The organism is Thermodesulfobacteriota bacterium (genome assembly GCA_036397855.1).
Taxonomy (GTDB): Bacteria; Desulfobacterota_D; UBA1144; order Nemesobacterales; family CSP1-2; genus DASWID01.
On record DASWID010000191.1, the window covers coordinates 1 to 22079 of the forward strand.

Genomic DNA, 22079 nt, shown 5'->3' on the forward strand with positions numbered 1-22079 from the left:
CATTCTCGGAAATAGCCAACTGTGCGGAGCCGAATCGATTTCAATAACACTGTCAGGCAAACCTACGCCACCGAGACATCCCCAACCATTTAATAAAACCCCTCTTTGGTTTGAAAGTTCTAATGCCTTTAATACCGTTTCCGTCAGAGATTTAGGGTCATGAGCGGTCATGCTACCAAATCCTATGTAAACCGGCGGCGTCCCTCCAGAGAGAAATTCCAGTAATTCCGCCGGAGGAGACCAACCCGATTCGTTCTCAAGGAACCAGTAGCCAGTAACCTTAATATTTTCACGCCAATCACGGGGCTTCGGAAAGACTGATGGGCTTATACCGTATAGAACCAGCATCTCCTTATTTCGCCTGCTTTGAAAAGAAGCGATACCAAGGGGAGGTAAACCAAAATATTTACTGCGCAGTTCATTTATAATAGGCCTATAGGATAACGAGGTTATGACATCATATATCGTCCATGAAAAAAGATTTAACATTCCACCGAGGTTCCCTTGAGTGGGTGATAAAAAACTGGGTATTTGCTTTGTGGGATGCGTTGGCGCTAGATAGGCGGCAACAGCTGGTACGTTGAGCTTTTCTGAAACATGGAGAGCAAAAAACGTGCTGAATGGAGAATAAACAATAAGATCAGACGGATTGCAAGCATCCAAACAGTCAAGGCCTGTTTGAATAAAGCTTGGTCTTACCATACGGATAAAGTTTATCCACGATCTTAATGGACTAGCCCCATTTTTAAGTGCCTCTTGTCCAGCTCGGCTTTCTAACGTTTTCTTAGGATCCGCTTTTATCAAAAAAAAGCCCAGCCCATGACTTTGGACAAAGCCCTCAAATATTGCGTGTGTGGCCACTGTTACGTCATGTCCCTTTGACTTTAACCCTAAGCCTAGAGCAACAAGTGGTTGAACGTCACCTCGTGATCCAATCGCAAGTATCGTGATTTTCATGAATATATTTCCAGTCGGCTAGAATCGAAGAGGCAAATTACCTGATATAACCATTTTCTTTAAACCACTCTACAGTTTTTTCTATCGTCTTCTCAATTGAGGTTTGTGGGAATCCGAGCTCACGTATTGATTTGGAACTGTCGAAATACCATTTTAGACTCGTAGCCTTTACAGAATCTGTATCAAGTAAAACAAAGCTCGAAAACGGTAATCGGAGCAATCGTTCAGTTAAATAGCCGCCTGCTAGGGCTACAATATAAGGAATCTTTATTTTAGGACTGCTAATCCCTGTTACCTTTTCGAGAAGTGAAAAAAGCTCTTTAATGCTATAGTCCTTGTTAGCCAATACATAACGCTCGCCTGGCCTTCCGTTCTCTGCGGCTAACAAATGGCCTTCTGCGACATCCTCAACACCAACCAAATTTACACCGCCATCTATATACCCCGGGTATCTCCTTTTACAGTACATTACAATAAAGCCACATGAAGCAAGATATATATCTCCTGGTCCCACAACTACCGATGGATTGACAACCACAAGAGGCAAACCCTTTTTATGAATTCTAAGGGCTTCATTTTCAGCTTTATGTTTGGTATTTATATATTGAATTCCTAAATGCTCGAGCGTAAAGGGAGTCTCCTCATTTGCGACCCCTCCGTTAGAGTCAACTCCAATAGCCGCAATACTGCTGGTGTAAACCGCTCTTTCCACTCCTTCATCCAATGCCGCTGAAAGTACATTTATCGTCCCATTAACATTAATATCATACATCCTCTTGTAATGTGCCTTCTTAGATGAAACTAACCCAGCCACATGGTATAAGGTATCGCACCCTTTAATGGCCACTCTTAAAGATTCACGATCGAGAACATCTCCATAAACCCTTTCGACATCAAGACCATCAATGTTTGATGTCTTACTTGTTTTTCTTATGAGGACCCTGACTGCTTCGCCCCTTTCGACGAGCTTTCTTGCTACATGAGAACCTATAAATCCTGTAGCTCCTGTCACAAGTGTGGGCATAGAATACCGTATTAGAATAAAGAATTAAGATTTAATAGTAGAAAGTCAATTCTGACTTCTTTTCAAAAGTTTAATAAGTGTTTATCAATTATAACTTGAGGAATGCAGTCATTCATTAATTTCTTTGTTTTTTCCCCACAACCCCTTACCCTCTTCCTTCGCTTCACTCTCCAAATTTGAAAAGTATTTTTCGTATCGTAGATTAGGGGACTCGCCACTATATTCGGCATAACCTTGCTCGATAAGTAAAGAATTGAGCATCTGTCCCCCGGGCAAATAAACATAAGCAAGAAGATTTACTCCATCACTCGTGAGTTGATCGGGTTCGAGCCTGACTGGTAAACCCCTATATAACTCGGACCTGGTAAAGCTACCTGCTCTTTCTTTGAAAGATGCTGGAATTTGAACGCCAATTAATTTAATCCTCTCAATTTGAATGTTTGGAAGTTGGCAATCAAATTTATCCCCATCTATAACGTTCGTTACATTGCACTGGACGTAGTTCGGAAAGACCAAAGGGAACTTTCTTTTAACCTCTTCGTATCCACTGCAACTAACTAATATTAGAACGAAGCCAGCTGAAAAGGCAATGAAAGCATGCATATGACATAAAGGATTTATTTACAGAATTGTTCTTCTAAAAAACCCATTATTCAGCCTTCTTTACAGTATAAAACTTATACGACTTGACATCTCTTCCATCAGCGGTCTTTCTCACAGTACCAACAGTCACACCCATCTCATTTCCAATCTTGAGGTCGTCGAAATTATCTGTTTCAACCTGCGCCATGACCCTCACCTTTTCAGGAAAATCTACAAGGGCAAGCGCGTATGGTACTGGGAATTCGGGCATGCTCCTCCTAACAATCGTGTAAGAATGAAGAGTACCTGTTGGGCTTAAAAATCTTTCTTCCACATCCTCAGAGAAGCTTTTTGGATCTACCAGATATTTAGGGAAAGTATAGCTGTCGGACTCTTTATAGTACCCAGCCACAAGTCTAACCCTTCCAGCACTGTCAGTAGCAAATAGCTCCGGAAGCAACACTTCGTCATTTTCCTTGATTTCGCCCATTCGCGAATACCTCCATCATCAATGTTCAAAATATTTTCTTGTCTATGGAATCCAGTATTGCAATATTTTACAAGTAAATTTACTTAAATCAAAAACATTATTATTTAGAATTACGTTACCTACTATATTCACTCATTAAAAGAATTGGCCTTGAGTCCTTAAATATTTTTTTCCCTCCTTAACACCAAATGCAAGCAGAAAAAATAGGGATGCAACAACCGTCATTGAAGCTCCGGTCGGAATAGAAAGTATAAATGAGAAAAAATAACCCAAGAGTGCTGAAAGAATGCCAATGATAACTGCGAATATAAAAACCATATTTAGCTTTTCAGTTAAAAAGAGGGCAGCAAGGGGCGGCAGAGCAATTAGTCCAAATACAGGTAGTGCACCAAGGGCCCGTGTGGTCACCGCAATTATAAGACCAACTGTCAACAACAAAATAGTATTAAGTAATCTAACAGGATATTTGTATATGAGCGCCGTTTCCTGATCAAAAGAAACAAAAATGAAATCTTTATAGAAGACCAAATGAACAATAATGGTTAATATGGCAACCGAAGGTATGACATAAACATCCGTCGGATCGACAACAACAGCACTGCCAAATAGAATATCTGCTATATCATGGGCTCCCTTTGTTATGCGGTCACCGAGTATCACCACAAGTCCCGAAGCAATCAAGAAACCAAATCCTATAATCCCCTCTTGGCTTATTGGGAAAAAATCCCTTTTTAATGCAAAAAACAGGGCAGCCAATCCAGTGAAAATCAATGACATCGTAAATGGATCTATCAAATGACCAAATATGCTTAAAACTGCAAATCCTTGAAGATAAAAGGCAAGAGCCACACTGAAACTTGAAACCTGAGTTAACGCGGCACTAACAAAAATGATCCTTCTGAGTACAACGTAAACTCCGAGAAACCCACAAATCGCCCCCGAAACAGCACCTACTATCATAGGGTCCCGCCAAAGAAAGTAACTGTTTACAAATTCAGTAATTGACGCCATTTCTCAATCTTTACCCGTTGACTAGCCTTGCATAAGCTATATTTAAATATTCAGAATCATCAAACACTTTAATTAATCAAGAAATAATTTCCTTCAATTGCATCCGGCACGGGCTCTTTATTATTTATTTCATATTGAATCCCGGGTAAGCATCAAAATACGTCAATCAAATTAATTGCCTTAACCTATCAGGGATCTGGTCAAGAGTTATGTCTATTCCAAATATCTCCCTTATAATCTCATTGCTTAGAACGTCGCCTTTAATCCCTGCTTTGAAGATACCGTTATCTTTATCGATTACCATCACATGGTCTGCAAACCTCGATACGGTATTTAAGAAATGACTTACCATTAGAACCGTAAGTTTACTTTCCTCTCTTACCCTCTCGACGTGCTCCAGGATTTCAGTTTCTCCCCTGACGTCAACAGATGCTGTAGGTTCGTCAAGAACCAATATATCAGGAGTTGCCGCTATTGCTCGGGCAAGCAGAGCTCGCTGTTTTTCACCACCTGAGAGCGATCTGAATGGACGATTCTTTAAGTGAGAGATTTCAAGTTTATCGAGAGAATCGTCGACTATTTCCCGATCTGATTGCCCCGGTCTTCTACCGAATGGAATACGACCATACCTCCCCATCATGACAATTTCATACACTGACACAGAGAAAATCCTGTCAAAAATTTCCGTCTGAGGAACATAGCCGAATACTGTATTATCTCGGTAGTCTATTCGACCAGACACTTGCGGGATAAGCCCCAGTATTGTCTTAATCAATGTGCTCTTTCCCCCTCCATTGGGTCCTATTATCCCCCAAAAATCTCCTCTTTCAATAGACAGGTTTATCGATTTTAAAAAGCCCTCGTTGAAGTATCCGATGGCCACGTCCCTAACCTCAATCAGAGGTTTTAATTTCATGATTCTATTTCATCTCCCATAAATCTAGAACCTTACTTACTCCTATGCCAGCTTCGCGAAACTAAGATGATTTTTATGTAGCCTTTTCAACGTTCTTCACTTTACTTAAAGCTGCTGTGAGCTCATTAACAATTGTATCAAATAGTTGCGTATAGGTATCAATCCCTTGCCTGGCCCCAACGCTGGACGGAAGTACAAGAAACTCCGACCCAGTCTTCTCGGCAATTATACGGGCCGTTTTTTGAGGATAGAAGGACTCGGCTATAACCAGTTTAACATCACTTTGTTTCATATTCTTAATCAGGTTTGCCACATGGGAAGGACTGGGAGGAATCCCCGGTTTTGGTTCAATCCACCCGACTTCATCGAAACCTGCCCAATTTGCAAAATAATCCCAACTTTTGTGGTAGGCCACTATCTTAGTACCCTTAAAAGGCGCGAGTTCAGTCTCCCACACCCTGATCTTTTTGGTTAGCCGATTGGCAAATTGCCTAAAATTGTCTTCATAAAATGAAGCATTTTCAGGATCAATTTGTTCCAGTCTCTCCGCAATCCCTTTTGCGACCAAAATACCATTACTTGGATCCAGCATATAGTGAGGATTCCCAAAGGGATGTATGTCTCCCATACTCCTGTCAACTTTTGTTATCGGAACCTCCAGAATGTTTGATACTAGGGTTGAAGCGTCAAGACGACCAGGTGATGAAAGAGACGTAATCTTTGAATTTCTTGATCCTGTAATGAGAACCGGAAGCCAACCTAACTCCAGATCTAAGCCTTGATATATTAGCAAATCTGCTCTATTCAGGTCTCGTATAAAAATTGGTTTTGCATCGACAAAATGTGGGTCCTGGTAGCCTTTAGCGATGTTTTTTACTTCTACCTTGTCTCCTCCTATCTCTTTGGCTATTGCTTCAAAATCCGGAAGAGAGGTTACTATTCGTACCTTAGCAAGAGCAACTCCAGTTGATATAAAAATTAATAATAACAAAGAAGGTATGGTAACAAAGAGAAAATATAGAAATTTGTTACGAGCTTTCATCATAAATTCCTCCCATTAAATTCAACTAAAAAGGATGGGCCCCATGGGGACCAAGCGAATATTGAAATTGAAGATATATCGCGTGTTCATTCTCCTTGAAGTCAAAGTTGGTATAATCGTACTGCAATCTAATTCTTGAAAATTCACTCGGATTGAAAGTTAACATGGGAGAGATGCGGTAAGTCCTTCCGAATAGACCCAGCATTGCTTCCTCCTCTTCTTCTCCCTCTTCGCCACTTGATGCTAAGCTAAACATACCTTCTGGTTTTAGTAATTCCTCAATTTCACCATTTCCACCGTTACCAGGCTCAAATGGAATAGGGGTCTTAGTATCGGTCAAGCCAAATCTAAATCCTGTATTCCACCTTTGCAAGAATCTGTATACCAATTCAGCATAAAAACCGTAATCCTTAAGCTTCTCCTCTGGGGTCTGTGCGTTACGCCACATCCATTCCGTTTGAAACATAACTTCCTGATAAGGATTGTTCCTCAGGGGACGGTACTTTGCGAACAGATCGAGTCCAAAAAGGTTAGTACTTTCGTCAGGCCCTGTAGCGTTTACGCCGGTTGCGTAGGAACCTCCAAGATTAACTGATAAGTTTTCTGTGATCTCAAAGAAGTTGGCAATATGGAAGTTGTATAGTAATTTCCCCAAATCATTTCCGTCTTGGGCAAATGACGCCGTTTCCACATCTGCACTTCCGCCAGCCGCAGTCAGCTCCATGTACCATGGAATAAATGCAGGGGCTATATTAAGCTCTATCTGAGGCGGATTCAGGTGTTCGCCCAGAAATTCCGCAGCCACGATCGGAAGAGTCACGAAGTTTTGAAATTCCCTATGTATCAGGTTTATCCTTCCGAATTTAGCCCTCATTATTCCACCCCTGAACTGACTAGCCAATGGAAGAGAAAAAAGAGTAGTTGCATAGGCTTCCTCGACTTCAATTCCTTCTTTTTGAAGAGATATAAAGCTATCGAATCTGAAGTAAGGATCTACTACGCTCTGGAAACCAATCTCTATTTCCTGGAGATTAACTCCGGTATTTTGTGGATCAGCTTCTGCAAAGACAGTGGGATCATCCTCATTGAACCACGCACCGGCAAATGTTCCGATAATGCTTATATCAGGATTGAGTGTTTGTAATGCCCTTTGGAAAAATCCCTCTCTGGGTAAAGGAGCCTGAGTAATTTGCTTGATCTCTTCCTCTGATTTCTTTTCTTCCTCCGCTTTCTTGGCCCGGCTCTCTAATTCCATATTTTTCTTTTCAAGCTCTTCCAACTTCTGTTGCATCTGTTGCATCTGCTGGCGAAGCTCCTGTATCTGTTTTTTTATGTCCCCTTCTTCACCCACGGCCTGATTTGATGAAATCAAGGTAGAAAAGAAAAAGGACAGTGCACAGGTGACAACTATTTTATTTAATAAGGATATTCTGAAATACCCTATAGATAAGTCGAATGTCATATCTCACCTCCAAGATTAAAGTTAGTGAACCTCCCATAAAACAACTAATCAATAATGGAAATGCTGAGAAAATATTGAAGGGAGGAGTTACGAAATTGGAGGCGAACGAGGTGAACAATTAAATCGGAAATATGATGAGGGGATTATAAGATCTGTGTTAGCATAAGCTATTAATAGACTAGATTTATTGAAATCAATATTTGTAAATTTATCTGTTTGTCTTAAATTGCCGCTCAAACGGCAGGCGGAGCAAAATTCGCTGTTGTGACCAGGATAACCTGATTCAGTCTTATAAACTCCATCAGGTAAAGAGGAACCAAAATAAAAGACATGATTATGTAAGCCTAAGGACAGAACAAATACTATTAATAAAAACGAACTCAATATTTTTGTGTTATTTCTAAATCTCATCGCTATAACAGTCGGGTATCGGGGTATATAATGGTTATTAATATCACAAACAATATAACGTGTCAATCAAAATAGTCATTGATGGGCCGTTCGCCAAATCAAACCGCCATTATTTCTTATGTCCATGCTTTTTATCTTTCTTCCCTGAATTTCATATGCTCTTTCGATATCATAGAGCTAAGTATCTTTTATAGAATTGTCATAATAAAATCTTGTTTACGATATAATGTAAGTTACAAATCAATAACGAAAATTCAAATTGGAAAAGGGAATCATGACACAGGAGATACGATGAAAGATTCAGATAGAAAAATAGCAGAGGGAATCCTATTTACCGACCAATATCAACTCACAATGGCACAGCTTTATTTCCGAATGGGTATACATGAAAAGAAGGTCCAATTTGACCATTTCTTCAGGAACTACCCGGACTACGGCACCCATAAGGCAGGTTATTGCATCAATGCCGGACTAGAATGGCTAATAGATTGGATGCAAAACACACGTTTTCGAGACGAGGATATCGAGTTATTACGTTCACAAACTGGAAATACCGGGAAACAACTGTTTGATGAGGACTTTCTTAGATGGGTCAGGGGAAATGGCTCGTTTGAATCTATTTCTATGCTTGCAATACCTGAGGGAAGAGTTGTCCACCCAAACGTTCCGCTAACTGTTGTACAGGGCTCCCTGGCAATGGCCCAAATACTTGAATCCCCGCTCCTCAATCAACTAAATTACCAAACACTGATTGCAACCAAAGCAGCCCGCATACATGAAGCTGGTCGAGGTCAAACATTAATCGAATTCGGAATGCGTCGTGGGCACGAAAGGGGCGTAAATGCAGGGATCCGAGCCGCGCTAATAGGTGGTGCCGACTTTACATCTACAGTAGGAATCTCACACGTTCTAGGGTATCCACCTAAGGGTACCCACGCTCATAGCATGGTTCAGGTTTTTATGGCCCTCGGAGAAGGCGAGATCGGTGCTTTTCGAGCATATGCAGATGTCTTTCCGGATGACTGCGTCTTGCTGGTAGACACAATAAATACGATTGAAAGCGGCATACCGAATGCGATAAAGGTTTTTGAAGAACTGAAGCGTAGAGGGCACGAGGCCGTAGGCATCCGACTGGACTCAGGCGATTTAGCTTATTTGAGCATTCAAGCCGCAAAGATGCTCAATGATGCGGGTTTCCCAAATACTAAGATTGTCCTGTCAAACCAGTTGGATGAACTGGTAGTGTGGCAAATAATTACCCAGATCGAAGAAGAGGCATCAAGATGGGGTGTCGATGCAGACAATCTGATCCAACGACTAATATACGGAGTAGGGACAAGGTTAATTACATCAAAGGGGGATTCCGCTCTAGACGGTGTGTACAAACTTGTTGGGGTTGAGGAAAAAGGGGAGTGGGTTCCAGCAATTAAACTCTCAGAGACTCCATCAAAAACTCTTAACCCGGCATTTAAGCATGTATGGAGAATCTATGACACAAGAGGAAAAGCCACGGCTGACCTGTTAAGCCTTGATGCAAACGAACCCATGGAATCCAATCAACTTATACTACACCACCCATTAGATCATACTAAATATCGGATACTGAGTCGAGATAAAATTCACGAAATAGAACCGCTTTTGACCGAAGTCTTGACTGAAGGGAAACTTAATTATGATCACCCATCTATTGAGGAAATCCGAAAGGTCCGTGAGAAAGATATAGATCGGCTTGATTCCGGCGTAAAACGGATCGTGAACCCGCATATTTATCATGTCTCTCTTTCACAGCGTCTCTGGGAGTTAAAACAGGGTCTGATCAGATCACTCACAAAGGGGAAATAAATAACATACTAACACACGCTAAAATCCACCAACTTTGGTCTCCATACCCTTGTAATAAGCCAACCTGCCAAATCAAAAATCCCCTTGGCTTCTGAAATTATCACCGAATCCGAACTAGCGACAAAACCAGCATCTTTTAAAACGTGATCCGGAGACATTACTGTTTCAGCATTTCCGGCTATACGATGTTTATTCATCAACTCATTTATCAACACACACAACTCACCTGAATGCGATATTGGCTTGTCAAAATAAAACTTTGCCTCTCTAAGTCCTAAATAGCAGAGATTTTTGATCAGGATCCTCAGGACTTCAACAGTAATATCAGTAATTTTATACGATCGATACACCGAAGCGGTATCCCTGACAATACCGTCTGTGGCTTTAAATACAAACCTACCCTTTCTGTAAGACTCTATGGTAATCAACTGATTATATCCGTCAATTTCAAGCAAACTGCCATTGACATTCTTTTCACTTAATATCCTATTCATTCTGCTTCCGATTTCCTTTTTTGTAAAAAATCCTCTGTAAAGCACATTCCTTTCCTCGGTGTTAAGCTGAAATCGGTTCCCTATAATCTCTAAAATAGATTTAATTGAATAACCCCTCCTCTTTAAATAGAGATAATCACTACTGGCAGCTATGACCTTGTCTATATTAACCACGGTTCGATAAAGTTTGAATTCTATTTCTAGTTGAGTAAAGCTAAGTCACAGATAAAGTAAGTTTACTCTAGTGACGATTTCAGACTTTAATCGGAAATGCACAAATTGAATATTTATGCGTGGATATAGAGTGTAATTACCTTAGCTGAAAATTTCAATAAAAGTTAACAACGTACTAATTTTTTCCCCTGGTTTCCAAAGCCTTTATAATTGAGTCAATCTTTGAATCTAGATTCTTCTGTCTTTCTCTGAGTTCTTCAATCGAATTCATAATCATCTTATAATTCTCGTTAGAGATAACGTATTCACCATCGTCTACAAATGTTTCGACACGACCCGTCTCATTTATTTTCAAACTGAGAATATCGGGTCTCGAGAAATGACCGACCGAATCTATCACGGCCTTGGCACGTATGATCATATCCATATCAATTTCTGCATACAATATTCCCTCGCAATCGTATAGAGGACCTGCGAGATATTCGGCCCTGGGGCTTATTATCCCGCTACCGCCCGGGAAATCCCAGGTCGTGAACTTCTTAAGAGGAAAACTATCCGGAATCATATCTTCATTAATGTAGCCAGAAGCTGCAATAACAAAAACCTGACCCTCAAAGGCATATTCCCTGCTGGCACAGTCCATCGTGGGTTTAACAAATCCGTGACCGGCCCAGAGTCCGGCATGAACCTGCTCACCTTTCATGAACATTGCGTATTTCGCCAATGTAATGTGGTGCTCATAACAGAAAAATCCACCTAGCTTTCCAAGCTCAGTTTCGAAAACTCCAATGTCCTCTGCACCACCCATACCCCATATACACTTTTCGCTGTCAATCGAAAGAAGCTTTCTGTGTTTGCCTATAATCGCGCCTGTTTTATCGATGTAAAGTATCGTGTTGTATAAAGTGCCACCTTCCCTTTCATTTACTCCGATTATTACATGAGATCCGGCCTTGCGTGCAGCATCTGAAAGCTTTTCCGTATCTTCACTCGGGATCTCCACTGAGTTTTTATAGAGCTCCATATAGGCATCCAATACAAGCTTCCTTTCAGGCCCGGTTCCTAGGTCCTTTGGCCAGTATGGATATGCGGGGATAAACGCCTCGGGAAATACGATTAAATCGGCCCCGTTTTCGCGAGCCTCTTCAATTAAACTACATACCTTGCCTACGGTTTCTTGTTTGTTTAAGAAAATCGGCGCAGCCTGAACGGCTGCGGCTATATATTTTTGTTTTGGGCGCTCCATAGTTATCACCAATTAAAATTCAATCACGATTAACAGAATAAACTAATTAGAAGATACACGACATTATCGCAGTAATAGCCGCATCTTGTCAACATCTCGTATAAGGATTACCTGATGGTGCGTTCGGGGGCCGCCCCCTGCATTCTCGCAAATATTAGCGGGCCAGGAATGTCGTGCCCACCGCGGTTTGTATAAATGCTCATTCGATAGGGCGGGGTTTTCCAACCGGGGGAAAAAACGGGATGGGTCCCAATGATTTGGCAGCAATCACGCTGGTAACACTGTTGCAAACTTAATACTGTAATCCCAATTTAAGATAAGGCCTTATATCGGTTGAAAAAAATTCCATGGTATGGATGATATCCTTAAACTCCCCTCCTAAAATCTGAAAAACTAGATGCGATACCCCTGATTCATAGTATTTCTCAATAGACCTCGCTATCATTTCAGGAGTATCGCGAAGTGGCTCGCGGACATCGGGCTTCTTCTTTCCTGACTTATAGATTTGTAGATTTTTTCTCAATGATATCACAAAATTTGACGATCTAATTTTAGTTTGCAATTCGCCCAGCGCGCCTGTTTTTTCTTCAATCTCGCTCGGTGTGAGGCCCACGGGATGCCATCCATTTCCCAACGTAATCGCTCTTCTAAGAGCCGCCAGACCGTTACCACCGATCCATATGGGTGGATGCGGTTTTTGAATAGGCTTTGGGAAAAACTTAATATTAGAAAAATTATAATACTTTCCCCGATAGCCTGGCTCCTCGTTAGACCAGAGATTTTTTAAGACATATATATACTCATCAGTAATCGAACCTCGTTCCTCGTAACAAACACGTAGCGCATCAAATTCTTCTTTCAGCCATCCTACGCCAACCCCCAATATAACTCTCCCACCGGAAAGTACGTCCAGGGTCGAAATCATCTTTGCGAGAACTATTGGATTCCTATATGGAAGAATAATCACACTAGTGCCAAGTTGAATGACCCTCGTCTTAGCGGCAACAAAAGACAGTGTTGTAAGAGGCTCGTAAAATACATCGCCAAAACCCTTATGTGATTCCGGTATTACAATATGATCACTTACCCATAAAGAATCAAATCCAAGATCCTCGGCCGATTTCGCAATAGCAAGGATCGATTCCTTTTGTGCATATTTACCGAAATTAGGCAGAGCAATTCCAAATCTCATTTCTAGACAAATTTAAGCAAATTAAAACTTGAAATTGATTTTAACTCTAAATTCCTATTTTAAGGAACAAGAGAAATAAGAAAAGAAATAATGATTACCAAGAAAAAAGACATCCTAAATTACTGTATTTAACTCTGACTCAACATAAACACCTCATCATCAAGAAAGCTCTTAAAGTTAAGAACCTTCTTAACATACCTGGGTAATTTCCTACCGAGATATCTTATGCTCTCAAACCTGCTAGGCCCATAATAGTAGGCAAAAAGCGCATCCTCAGTATTATCAAAACGATCCTCCAATAAGGAAAGGTAATATATTCCAAGCCTTACATTGAGGAATGGGTCATGAAGCTCCTTTTTCCCACTGATCGAAATACCAAGTTTTTCAGCCAGGTATTCTCCAGTGGAGGGCATTACCTGCATTAGTCCGATAGCACCTTTACCGGAAACAGCCATCGGTGAAAAATTACTTTCAACCTGAATGATTGCAAGGATGAGTGAAGGATCGATTTCATAATTGTCACATTCTTCAATAATCAGTTTGGCCAGCTCCTGTGCCTGTGATGAAGATATGTCGTCTGAAAATCTTAGAATTAATTTTAATATATCGCTTTCAGTCGGTGTGGAAGTGTCTATTCCCCCATTTAAATTACCATTTTCATATATCGCTGGATATTGTTTCAGAAAGGTACTAATTGTCGTATTTGCTTGTCGATTCGATATCAATCCAAGTTTATGCAATATAAAAAAGGATAAGACAATAACTGAGAATAGGAAAATAATTTTAATAACCCCAAAAATAGATAGAATCAAGCTATTGTGAAATCCTTTAAACATTTCAACGCCTCCTCAAGATCTGCCCTGTCTATCAGACTTTCAATTAACTCTTTTTGATTTAAGCGTCAATTTAACTTGGTAGCCTCTTTTTAAAACCATTAATAGATAAACTAGATAGGGTGAATTTTTTTTATTTAGAGCAAATCAGATGATAAATATAAGACAAAGGCTTTTCGTAATTAATTTTTTAATGTAAATCGATCAAATAATCGCTTTATAAAATACTACTCATAAAACATATGTCAAGTCATTTATTCGCAAATGCGAAATAAGGAGAAAAAACAATATTCAATTTTCACATTTAGAATTCTAGAGTTTTTCTAATTGAAAAATAATACTTTTCGATTCGAGTTTGATATAAAAATTTTAATTCATATTAGTAACAAAAAGGTTTAAGAGATCTATTTCTCGGGATTGTTACTTATATTACATTGCCAATTCAGGTAGGCTATTGAGCGTCAATTTACTTGCCTGTCTCATTTAGCTATTGGATTAGTTCAATTGCGTTCATTAGTTCAAAACATTACCCCTATTCATATCCAAAATAACCTTGACCTTTACCTTATTTCGTGTTAGTTTCTAAAGTTCCGTCATGAAAAGGACCTATCAACCTCATGTGAAAAAAAGATTACGAGTGCACGGCTTTCGCGAAAGAATGAGTACAAATGGAGGAAGACGCACTCTGAAGAGAAGGATGGCTAAAGGGAGACACAGTCTCACAGTTCAGGCCTGGAAGAAATGAATTTTCCTTCAAGACTCAATTTCCCAAGTAAAAATATAATTCGGAAAAGCGATGATTTTAGAGAAGTTTTTGAGAAAGGCAACACGTACACTACAAAAAGCTTTATTGTACACTGTAATAAAAATTCACTTGGATACTCAAGACTCGGAGTAGTAATTGGAAAGAAACTATTTGCAAGTGCGGTAAAGAGAAACCGATTAAAGAGATTGATAAGGGAAGTATTTAGAAAAAACAAACATCAGTTTAATTCCTTAGACGTAGTGATAGTCGCCAGTAAAAAGAACGCGGAAACTCTAGATTACGACAATACTCGAAAAGAAATTTGTGATAAAATTAGTTTGAAACTCTCATGACGAATAATGCCATAAAATTTGTAATCGTGTGTTTGCTAGGAATGTATAAATATACGATATCCACCATATTACCTCCATCGTGTCGATTTCACCCAAGCTGTTCAGAGTACGCAGTAGGTGCTATCGATAAGTACGGTGTTCAAAGGGGTGTCTGGTATGCAATCAAGAGAATCACAAGATGCCATCCTTTTGGGAATGGAGGGTATGACCCAGTCTGACGTAAGGTTAAGGGGATGTTTGATAAAACTAAGATTAACTACATACTGTTTTTTGTATTATCCTTTGCAATTATAGTTGGTTATTCCATCTTTTTCGCACCTAAATCGACAAAGAAAGCCACTAAGATTGTAGGTGAGGAAGAAAGGGTTATAGAACAACAACCTCCTCCGGTGAAACAGGAAATCCCAGTAGAAGAATACGTGATTCCTGATGCCCCAAAGGGAGAGCTTATAACTATAAATACTCCCTTATACACAGGAACTATTGACACTGCCGGGGGGAGGATAATTTCTTGGAACCTGCGAAAATATAGAGAAACAACCTCCATAAATTCTCCGACCGTTAATCTTTTTAAGGATTCACCACCTTCATATAACTTTAATCTGAAGCTGAAAGGCTATGAGATCCCGGACATCATACCCTTCAAATATGGTGGCAATAAGGTGCTCGATTTACGGGACGAAAAGCATGATTTAACTCTCTACTGGAAATCACCGGACGGAATCGAGGTCAGGAATATATTCACAATTAACCCCAATAGTTATCTGCTCGAACAAAGAGTTGAGGTCACAAATCCGAATGATTCTAATATCAACCAAAGACTATCAGTCGAATGGTATGATCAAATACAAAATAAAGGCAGAGAGCAAAACAATAAGGATTTTACTGCTTTGGTCTCTGATAAAGTCGAACGCATCAATAGTTTGCCCGCAGAACCCACCCAGTTGAAAGGTTTAATAAGCTGGTTTGGTTTCTCGAACAAATATTTTCTCAAAGCATACCTCACCGAAATCGGTGGTGAGACTCAAATTATTTTCTCGTCCGCTGGAAGTGATAGTCTCGGTAGAGCCGTCTATCGATATCCTGATGATATCATACCACGGGGTACCACCTCGATTCACAAATCCAAGTTATTCTTAGGCCCTAAGGAGTATCAAATATTGAAATCCGCAGGTTTCGAACTCCAAAATGCAATAAACTACGGATGGTTTGGCATTATTGCGAGACCTGTCGGTCAGCTGCTTACATATATAAATACCTATATTCACAACTATGGCGTTTCGATAATCATCATAACTATTATTATGAGACTAATTTTCCTTCCGCTGACTATAAAGAGTATGGGCTCTATGAAAGAGATGCAGAACAAGATGCAGGAGATTAAACCGAAGATCGATACCCTCAAAGAGAAGTATAAGGATGATAAGACGAAGCAAAATACGGAACTTATGAAATTATATTCGAGTTATGGTATTAACCCGCTCAGTAGTCTCGGTGGATGTCTGCCTCTCTTGATTCAGCTTCCGGTCTTTATCGCTCTGTATGAAGTACTGCTGTACTCGATAGAACTCCGTCAGAGTTCATTTCTGTGGGTAAAGGATCTCTCCGAACCTGAGACCCTCTTCGATATACCAGGAATCGGAATGCCATTCAGGATATTGCCCCTACTCATGGGCGCTTCTTGGTATGTTTCTCAAAAGATGACTCCCACAACAACTGTCGGAGCTGACAATATGCAGATGAAAATGATGCAATTTATGCCTTTGATTTTTACGGTGATGTTTTGGGGCCTGCCCTCAGGGTTGATACTATATTGGACAGTGAGTAACATACTATCAATAGGTCAACAACTTTACGTAAACAGTCGTTCTAGGGTGCCAAAAGGAGGAAATATCGATGCCGATAGTGATAGAAAGAGAAGGAAAGACCGTGTCTGAAGCGATAATAAGAGCATGTGAGGATTTGGGGGTAACCAGAAATGAAATTGAGGTTCAGGTTTTGGAAGAGGGATCAAAAGGGGTATTGGGAATCGGAGGTAGAGAAGCCCGTGTCAGGATTACGGTAACGAAATCAGATATCAGTGAAAAGGGACTAAGAGCCAAGAAAGCACTCCAAGATATACTGGGATACATTGTTTCTTCACATTCTATTACCTTAAATGAAACCGCTGATAAAATTGAACTTGACGTAAAGATCAGTGATGACAAGGGGCTTTTAATAGGCAGGAAAGGTGAGATGATCAAGGCGTTGGAGTACATCACCGGTAAAATTTCGGGAAGGTTTTGTGAAGATGGAAGGGAAAAGCGAGTACTAATCGATGTAGATGATTATAAGAGAAGGAGAGAAGAATCTATTTCAAGAATGGTAAAAGATACAGTAAAAAAAGTAAGAAAGATCGGAAAACCAATCACTCTGGAGCCAATGTCCGCCTTTGAAAGAAGAATTACATACATTACGCTAAAACAAGAATCAGGAATAACTTACGAAACAAGAGGCAGTGGAGAAGAAAAGAGAATTGTCATAAACCCACAGAGACACCATAGAGCTAGAGACCGAGAATCAAATCAAACGGGGGCTTAATTTATATTCCAAGTATAGTAACGTTCATATTTTCGGACTTGCAGGACAATCTACAAACATAAGCCAGTAAAGAATATCGATAAGAAGGGAGCCATTTGATGAGTTCTGATAAACCTACCAAGGGTGAAGACGAATATTTCGCAAAGGAGGATGCTGAAAAGGCAAAGCGCCTCAAGGAGAAATTAAAGCGCGAGATTTTAGAAGAACAAAAGAAAAACATAAAAGAAATCTGCCATATGAAATGTCCAAAATGTGGAGGAGATCTGAAGGAAGTAGTATTTCGTGGTATAAAGATTGATAAATGTAATTCATGTAAAGGTGTGTGGCTCGACAATGGTGAGCTCGAGAAGCTTGCTGGTCCAGATGAGAAAAGTTCTTTAAGAGAAATTATCAACCTCTTCAAGGGTAGTTAGTACCTCAGCCTCTTAAGCGCTGAAAAAAATCCCTGAGTAATTCAGCACATTCTTCCTCCAACACTCCTCCAGAGACCTCGACAGTGTGATTTAATCTTCCATCAACCCCTATATTGTAGTTCGAAACTACGGCACCCGACTTTGGATCATCGGTACCAAAAACTAATCTCTTGATCCTCGCCAAAACAATTGCACCAATGCACATTGAGCATGGTTCAAGGGTAACATAAATCGTACTCTGGCTAATTCTAATTCGTTGGTACTTTTTTGTGGCTTCTCTTATGGCTATTATCTCAGCATGAGCAGTAGGATCAAATGAAGTCTCACAAAGATTATGGGCAATGGAAATAATATCCTCATCGTTTCCTACCAGGACGGCACCGACTGGAACCTCTCCCTTTAGCCTAGCCCTTATGGCTTCTTCATAAGCCAATCGCATAAAGGCTTCGTCGATGTAACGGGTCATAGAAGTAGGTAGCGTATAAAGACTAAACGGGTGAATTTTCTTTTTACTTACGAGCGCTAAACTTAAGACTCGTTTTTGCGCGGTCCCATGTCTTTTCTGTAATCTCTTTTATTTCTCCCACCTTGATCTTCTGTGTTGCAGTAACAGGGAATCCATCCTCGTAAACCTCTATAAACCTCGGAACCATTGCCACCATTACCTGATCTGCCATCCATCTGCTAAACTCCACTGGGTCAAACGAGACTCCAGGCTTTAAGGTTACATTGAGCTTGATCTCATCATCAGAAACATTTGGAAGCCTGATGCCAACCGCGATCGCCTCTTGAATAGATTCATAACGCATCGCCAGATCCTGCACTGCTATAGGATCAACGTTCTCTCCGGATACCCGGATGCGGCTGAATCTCCCAACAAAGTAATATCTTCCATCTATACCCCTTGCAAACAGGTCATCTGAATTGAAATATCCATCGTCATCAAAAGCCTCCCTCGTTCTCCTTTCGTCTTTGAAATATTCGTTTAGTGTGGTGTGTGGAACTACCGGTTTAATAAAAAGCAATCCCTTTGCCTCTTCAGGTGGAGTGAGATCTTCATATGGATCCCAGAAAGGCCTCAGAACCTTATCACTATCTTGTGGGTCACGGAGTTCAACATAGTATCCCTCCATCGGGAAGCCTGATGAACCAGGGCGGTGATCCTCCGGATCCTTCCAAAGAACCATGCCCATCTCGGTCGACCCATAACCATCTAAAACACGAACCCCGAATCTCTCCTGAAATTCCTGAAGATTACGGGGAGCTGGGGAGCCAAGCATTATCCGAAGCTTATGCTTACTATCCCACTCACTCGGTTTAGCAGCCCATAGATACTCTGCTACCGCCCCCAACATGTTTGCACACGTAGCCCCGCATTCAGATGCCCACTTCCAGAAGCTCGAAGCAGAGAATCTAGGATAAAATACGGCTGTGGCGCCGGCTCCAACGGCACTGAAAAGACACATAACCTGTGCGTTTGCGTGACCAAGTGAAAGAATACTCATCAGGACATCTTCACTACGTATGCCTTGCTGTTGGAGATATCCACGCACAGTCATTATTACGCCACCGTGGTTGCGAGCGACCCCTTTCGGCATTCCAGTAGTACCCGACGTAAACATACATCTTTCCATATCAGAAACCGCTACATCAACGCGCGGGTTATCACCTGAGAAACCATCAAAAGCACTGAAGGGAAGGGTCTTTATTCCATTTATGTCTTTTGGAACGGTGCCGGGATCACCTGTTACGAAGATTGTTTTCAGATTAGTCAGATCCTTCGAAATCTCCTGAATAAAAGGAACACTACCAGGATCAACGACCAAGGCAACCATATCGGAATAATTTATAACGTATGCAAGCCTCTCACCCTTTTCGTCCTTATTGATAGGCACCTGAACCCCGCCGGCCTTGTGAATAGCTATGATAGATGCCACATACTGGGAGCAATTAAGCATGTACATGCCTACCTTATCACCCTTTTTCACGCCAAATTCCTGTATAAGACCATTTGCTACCCTGTTTGCCCATTTGTTAGTGTCTCCATATGAGTAACTTTCTACAAGTTTGCCATCCTTATCAGCAACCCTGAACATCGTATTGTCGGGATAATTCTCGGCTCCCTTCTCTAAATATCGCGTTATTGGCAACCATTCAGATGTATCATCAAAAGTACCATTTGGTAGGGTCCCCCCACCCGTATACTTAGAGTCACGTGGTTTAAATAGCAGAAGCATTTTAACCCTCCTTCACTGTCATACGACATTTCACTTAAAAAGGGATAAAAAACATTTTAACCAAATTCTTTCAATTATCTATCCTTAAATGTCAAAAGGGTTTTTTAAGTGATATAATACTTGCGCCTTGATCAACTAATCATACAAAAGGATAAATATTCTACCTGATTTTTTTGATTCAAAACAAGTAAGGAATTTATTTAATAACTAGTGCTACCGGTTAAAGCGAGGATATATGCAATTAGCCATCCATATTCTTTTATTCGCATTGGGAGTTGCGCTTCTTTATTTGGGTGGCGAAGGTTTAGTAACGGGGTCCACGCGTCTGGCAAGAAACCTCGGCGTTAATACCATAGTAATTGGATTAACGGTAGTCGCATTTGGTACATCTACTCCGGAATTTGTTGTAAGCCTCTTTGCAGCGTTCAAAGGTTCAAGTGACTTAGTAGTCGGAAATATTGTGGGCAGCAATATATCAAATATCGGACTAATCTTAGGTATTTCCGCACTTATCTGCCCCGTTATGATACAGATAAAAATCTTAAAGGCTGAAGTGCCAATTATGATTATTTTATCTTTACTTACGTACTTTACCGCCTTTAATCTAAGAATTGGAGTTTATGAAGGAATTTTACTCTTTACGACTTCGCCTGCATTCATTATCTACGCTTACTTCGGTGCTTTGAAAGAACCATCTACTCTTGAAACTGAGTTTCGAGAATTTATAGGTACTGATCATTTTATGATTAAAAATGCAATCTTTATTATATTAGGGCTCCTGGGACTAATCATCGGAGCCCGTTTCATCGTGAACTCAGCGATCTTCATTGCAAGCGCATTCGGAGTCAGTGAGCTTGTCATTGGTGTTTCAGCTGTGGCGATCGGAACATCATTACCAGAGCTCTCTACATCAATGGTAGCTGCCTATAGAAAGGAGCATGATATTGTGGTTGGGAACATAATTGGAAGCAATATTTTTAACATAGGAATTCTTGGAATTGTGTCTGTTATAAGACCAACAAAGGTTAATCCCGATATTCTCAGGTTCGAACTTCCAGTAATGCTTCTGTTTGCCCTGGCAGCTCTTCCTATAATGAAGACGGGTTCTCGTATCAGCCGAATCGAGGGAATCATGCTTCTTGTCTTTTATATGTTATTTATCGTTTTACTGTTTTGAAGTAAAGAATTCCCAAAAAAACATATGCAGAGATCCCTAGGTAATATTTTCGAAACCTTAAGAGTCGTCCCTGAATCCCCTCATCAGGGACCCATAAAGGGGTCAATAAGTGGATTCCCGCCGATCGTCCGCGGGAGCTTTACCATTTTTATGAAAGCAAAAGACATTCCAGAAAACTATGCATCGGATGTCGAATCGACACCCACAAAAGGCGAAATGGTCAGTATATAGACAAGGTTTTCCAACCCCACATGACAATTTCAAAGTTGCCTGGAGAAATAGGTGTTTTACCTTCTGGAACTGAACCTGAGGCCCGTCTTTGCCCGGTCCCAGGTCTTTTCGGTGAGCTTCTTCATCTCAGCAACCTTTATCTTCTGGGTCGCAGTTACTGGAAATCCTTCCCCAAATACCTCGATGAATCTCGGTACCATTGCAACCATAACCTGATCTGCCATCCACTTGCTGAATTCCACTGGATCAAAAGTGGCACCATGTGTCAGTGTGATGTTTAGTTTTATTTCATCGTCTGAAACATCGGGTAGCCTTATCCCCACGGCAATGGCTTCCTGGACTGCACTATAGCGCATCGCTATATCCTGCACAGCTATTGGATCGACATTTTCGCCCGACACCCTGATCCGGCTAAATCTTCCAAGGAAGTAATAACGACCGTCGATTCCCCTTGCAAACAGATCATCGGAATTAAAGAATCCGTCATCGTCAAAGGCCTCTCGTGTCCTTCTCTCGTCCTTAAAATACTCGGTAAGCGTCGTGTGGGGAATAAATGGTTTTATAAAGAGCAATCCCTTCGCATCATCGGGGGGGCTGGGATTTTCGACCGGATCCCAGAAGGGACGGAGGACCTTGCTTGTATCCTCGGGATCTCTCAGCTCTACAT

The 22079-nt window shown here is 40.8% G+C and carries 23 protein-coding genes; 8 read left to right on the forward strand and 15 right to left on the reverse strand.

Features of this window, described 5'->3' with window-relative positions:
- The 8 genes from VGA95_14405 to VGA95_14440 form a co-directional block, all read right to left on the reverse strand.
- On the reverse strand, nucleotides 1-957 hold a 957-nt coding region (locus VGA95_14405), incomplete at its 3' end, for a glycosyltransferase (protein HEX9667735.1).
- Nucleotides 958-994: 37 nt separating this feature from the next.
- Nucleotides 995-1981: an SDR family NAD(P)-dependent oxidoreductase gene (locus VGA95_14410; protein HEX9667736.1), complete on the reverse strand. Its 987-nt coding sequence runs from the start codon at nucleotides 1979-1981 to the stop codon at nucleotides 995-997.
- A gap of 108 nt (nucleotides 1982-2089) precedes the next feature.
- Nucleotides 2090-2584, reverse strand: coding sequence for a thermonuclease family protein (locus VGA95_14415; GenBank protein ID HEX9667737.1), 495 nt, complete (start codon nucleotides 2582-2584; stop codon nucleotides 2090-2092).
- Between the two features lie 46 nt (nucleotides 2585-2630).
- A complete protein-coding gene (locus VGA95_14420) occupies nucleotides 2631-3053 on the reverse strand; it encodes an OB-fold domain-containing protein (protein ID HEX9667738.1) in 423 nt (140 codons plus the stop codon).
- Between the two features lie 135 nt (nucleotides 3054-3188).
- Nucleotides 3189-4013, reverse strand: a complete 825-nt coding sequence (locus VGA95_14425; protein HEX9667739.1) for a metal ABC transporter permease — start codon at nucleotides 4011-4013, stop codon at nucleotides 3189-3191.
- A 217-nt stretch (nucleotides 4014-4230) separates the two neighbouring features.
- Nucleotides 4231-4980 carry an ATP-binding cassette domain-containing protein gene (locus VGA95_14430; GenBank protein ID HEX9667740.1) on the reverse strand — a complete coding sequence of 250 codons (750 nt, stop codon included), beginning with the start codon at nucleotides 4978-4980 and terminating at the stop codon, nucleotides 4231-4233.
- A 73-nt stretch (nucleotides 4981-5053) separates the two neighbouring features.
- A complete protein-coding gene (locus tag VGA95_14435) occupies nucleotides 5054-6025 on the reverse strand; it encodes a metal ABC transporter substrate-binding protein (protein HEX9667741.1) in 972 nt (323 codons plus the stop codon).
- Between the two features lie 22 nt (nucleotides 6026-6047).
- The gene (locus tag VGA95_14440; GenBank protein ID HEX9667742.1) at nucleotides 6048-7484 is read right to left on the reverse strand and encodes a hypothetical protein; all 1437 of its coding nucleotides are present in this window, start codon (nucleotides 7482-7484) and stop codon (nucleotides 6048-6050) included.
- A 702-nt stretch (nucleotides 7485-8186) separates the two neighbouring features.
- Here VGA95_14440 and VGA95_14445 point away from each other — a divergent pair.
- The gene (locus tag VGA95_14445) at nucleotides 8187-9737 is read left to right on the forward strand and encodes a nicotinate phosphoribosyltransferase (GenBank protein HEX9667743.1); all 1551 of its coding nucleotides are present in this window, start codon (nucleotides 8187-8189) and stop codon (nucleotides 9735-9737) included.
- 8 nt (nucleotides 9738-9745) lie between these two features.
- On the opposite strand, the gene VGA95_14450 is transcribed toward VGA95_14445, so the two are convergent.
- The 4 genes from VGA95_14450 to VGA95_14465 form a co-directional block, all read right to left on the reverse strand.
- Nucleotides 9746-10405 (reverse strand): DUF434 domain-containing protein, encoded by a 660-nt coding sequence (locus VGA95_14450; GenBank protein ID HEX9667744.1) that lies wholly within the window; start codon nucleotides 10403-10405, stop codon nucleotides 9746-9748.
- Between the two features lie 175 nt (nucleotides 10406-10580).
- Entirely contained in the window at nucleotides 10581-11651 is a 1071-nt protein-coding gene (locus VGA95_14455) for a carbon-nitrogen hydrolase family protein (GenBank protein ID HEX9667745.1), read from the reverse strand.
- A gap of 292 nt (nucleotides 11652-11943) precedes the next feature.
- On the reverse strand, nucleotides 11944-12843 hold the full coding sequence (locus VGA95_14460) for an LLM class F420-dependent oxidoreductase (protein ID HEX9667746.1): 900 nt from the start codon (nucleotides 12841-12843) through the stop codon (nucleotides 11944-11946).
- Between the two features lie 128 nt (nucleotides 12844-12971).
- On the reverse strand, nucleotides 12972-13679 hold the full coding sequence (locus VGA95_14465) for a lytic transglycosylase domain-containing protein (GenBank protein ID HEX9667747.1): 708 nt from the start codon (nucleotides 13677-13679) through the stop codon (nucleotides 12972-12974).
- 592 nt (nucleotides 13680-14271) lie between these two features.
- Here VGA95_14465 and rpmH point away from each other — a divergent pair.
- The 6 genes from rpmH (at nucleotide 14272) to VGA95_14495 (ending at nucleotide 17767) form a co-directional block, all read left to right on the forward strand.
- The gene (gene rpmH / locus VGA95_14470) at nucleotides 14272-14421 is read left to right on the forward strand and encodes a 50S ribosomal protein L34 (GenBank protein HEX9667748.1); all 150 of its coding nucleotides are present in this window, start codon (nucleotides 14272-14274) and stop codon (nucleotides 14419-14421) included.
- Complete coding sequence (gene rnpA / locus VGA95_14475) at nucleotides 14418-14774, forward strand: ribonuclease P protein component (protein HEX9667749.1); 357 nt, start codon at nucleotides 14418-14420, stop codon at nucleotides 14772-14774. Before rpmH ends, rnpA begins: the two co-directional genes overlap by 4 nt.
- Nucleotides 14775-14785: 11 nt before the next feature.
- On the forward strand, nucleotides 14786-14992 hold the full coding sequence (gene yidD / locus VGA95_14480; protein HEX9667750.1) for a membrane protein insertion efficiency factor YidD: 207 nt from the start codon (nucleotides 14786-14788) through the stop codon (nucleotides 14990-14992).
- Nucleotides 14993-15007: 15 nt separating this feature from the next.
- Nucleotides 15008-16711: a membrane protein insertase YidC gene (gene yidC / locus VGA95_14485; GenBank protein ID HEX9667751.1), complete on the forward strand. Its 1704-nt coding sequence runs from the start codon at nucleotides 15008-15010 to the stop codon at nucleotides 16709-16711.
- Entirely contained in the window at nucleotides 16671-17354 is a 684-nt protein-coding gene (jag, locus tag VGA95_14490; protein HEX9667752.1) for an RNA-binding cell elongation regulator Jag/EloR, read from the forward strand. The genes yidC and jag overlap by 41 nt, the downstream gene beginning before the upstream one ends.
- A 98-nt stretch (nucleotides 17355-17452) precedes the next feature.
- Nucleotides 17453-17767: a zf-TFIIB domain-containing protein gene (locus tag VGA95_14495; protein ID HEX9667753.1), complete on the forward strand. Its 315-nt coding sequence runs from the start codon at nucleotides 17453-17455 to the stop codon at nucleotides 17765-17767.
- Between the two features lie 4 nt (nucleotides 17768-17771).
- On the opposite strand, the gene tadA is transcribed toward VGA95_14495, so the two are convergent.
- Entirely contained in the window at nucleotides 17772-18233 is a 462-nt protein-coding gene (gene tadA / locus VGA95_14500; GenBank protein ID HEX9667754.1) for a tRNA adenosine(34) deaminase TadA, read from the reverse strand.
- Between the two features lie 43 nt (nucleotides 18234-18276).
- Complete coding sequence (locus VGA95_14505) at nucleotides 18277-20004, reverse strand: AMP-binding protein (protein ID HEX9667755.1); 1728 nt, start codon at nucleotides 20002-20004, stop codon at nucleotides 18277-18279.
- A 235-nt stretch (nucleotides 20005-20239) separates the two neighbouring features.
- Here VGA95_14505 and VGA95_14510 point away from each other — a divergent pair, with 235 nt between their 5' ends.
- Nucleotides 20240-21181 (forward strand): calcium/sodium antiporter, encoded by a 942-nt coding sequence (locus VGA95_14510; GenBank protein HEX9667756.1) that lies wholly within the window; start codon nucleotides 20240-20242, stop codon nucleotides 21179-21181.
- Nucleotides 21182-21468: 287 nt separating this feature from the next.
- Here the strand turns inward: VGA95_14510 and VGA95_14515 are convergent.
- Nucleotides 21469-22079: hypothetical protein (locus VGA95_14515; protein HEX9667757.1), on the reverse strand; the 611-nt coding region annotated here is incomplete at its 5' end.

Excerpts from the sequence above, each read along its gene's own strand:
- VGA95_14410 (HEX9667736.1), bottom strand. The coding sequence starts at position 1,981 with ATGCCCACACTTGTGACAGGAGCTACAGGATTTATAGGTTCTCATGTA.
- VGA95_14415 (HEX9667737.1), bottom strand. The coding sequence starts at position 2,584 with ATGCATGCTTTCATTGCCTTTTCAGCTGGCTTCGTTCTAATATTAGTT.
- VGA95_14420 (HEX9667738.1), bottom strand. The coding sequence starts at position 3,053 with ATGGGCGAAATCAAGGAAAATGACGAAGTGTTGCTTCCGGAGCTATTT.
- VGA95_14425 (HEX9667739.1), bottom strand. The coding sequence starts at position 4,013 with ATGATAGTAGGTGCTGTTTCGGGGGCGATTTGTGGGTTTCTCGGAGTT.
- VGA95_14430 (HEX9667740.1), bottom strand. The coding sequence starts at position 4,980 with ATGAAATTAAAACCTCTGATTGAGGTTAGGGACGTGGCCATCGGATAC.
- VGA95_14435 (HEX9667741.1), bottom strand. The coding sequence starts at position 6,025 with ATGATGAAAGCTCGTAACAAATTTCTATATTTTCTCTTTGTTACCATA.
- VGA95_14440 (HEX9667742.1), bottom strand. The coding sequence starts at position 7,484 with ATGACATTCGACTTATCTATAGGGTATTTCAGAATATCCTTATTAAAT.
- VGA95_14445 (HEX9667743.1), top strand. The coding sequence starts at position 8,187 with ATGAAAGATTCAGATAGAAAAATAGCAGAGGGAATCCTATTTACCGAC.
- VGA95_14455 (HEX9667745.1), bottom strand. The coding sequence starts at position 11,651 with ATGGAGCGCCCAAAACAAAAATATATAGCCGCAGCCGTTCAGGCTGCG.
- VGA95_14460 (HEX9667746.1), bottom strand. The coding sequence starts at position 12,843 with ATGAGATTTGGAATTGCTCTGCCTAATTTCGGTAAATATGCACAAAAG.
- VGA95_14465 (HEX9667747.1), bottom strand. The coding sequence starts at position 13,679 with ATGTTTAAAGGATTTCACAATAGCTTGATTCTATCTATTTTTGGGGTT.
- rpmH (HEX9667748.1), top strand. The coding sequence starts at position 14,272 with ATGAAAAGGACCTATCAACCTCATGTGAAAAAAAGATTACGAGTGCAC.
- rnpA (HEX9667749.1), top strand. The coding sequence starts at position 14,418 with ATGAATTTTCCTTCAAGACTCAATTTCCCAAGTAAAAATATAATTCGG.
- yidC (HEX9667751.1), top strand. The coding sequence starts at position 15,008 with ATGTTTGATAAAACTAAGATTAACTACATACTGTTTTTTGTATTATCC.
- jag (HEX9667752.1), top strand. The coding sequence starts at position 16,671 with ATGCCGATAGTGATAGAAAGAGAAGGAAAGACCGTGTCTGAAGCGATA.
- VGA95_14495 (HEX9667753.1), top strand. The coding sequence starts at position 17,453 with ATGAGTTCTGATAAACCTACCAAGGGTGAAGACGAATATTTCGCAAAG.
- tadA (HEX9667754.1), bottom strand. The coding sequence starts at position 18,233 with ATGACCCGTTACATCGACGAAGCCTTTATGCGATTGGCTTATGAAGAA.
- VGA95_14505 (HEX9667755.1), bottom strand. The coding sequence starts at position 20,004 with ATGCTTCTGCTATTTAAACCACGTGACTCTAAGTATACGGGTGGGGGG.
- VGA95_14510 (HEX9667756.1), top strand. The coding sequence starts at position 20,240 with ATGCAATTAGCCATCCATATTCTTTTATTCGCATTGGGAGTTGCGCTT.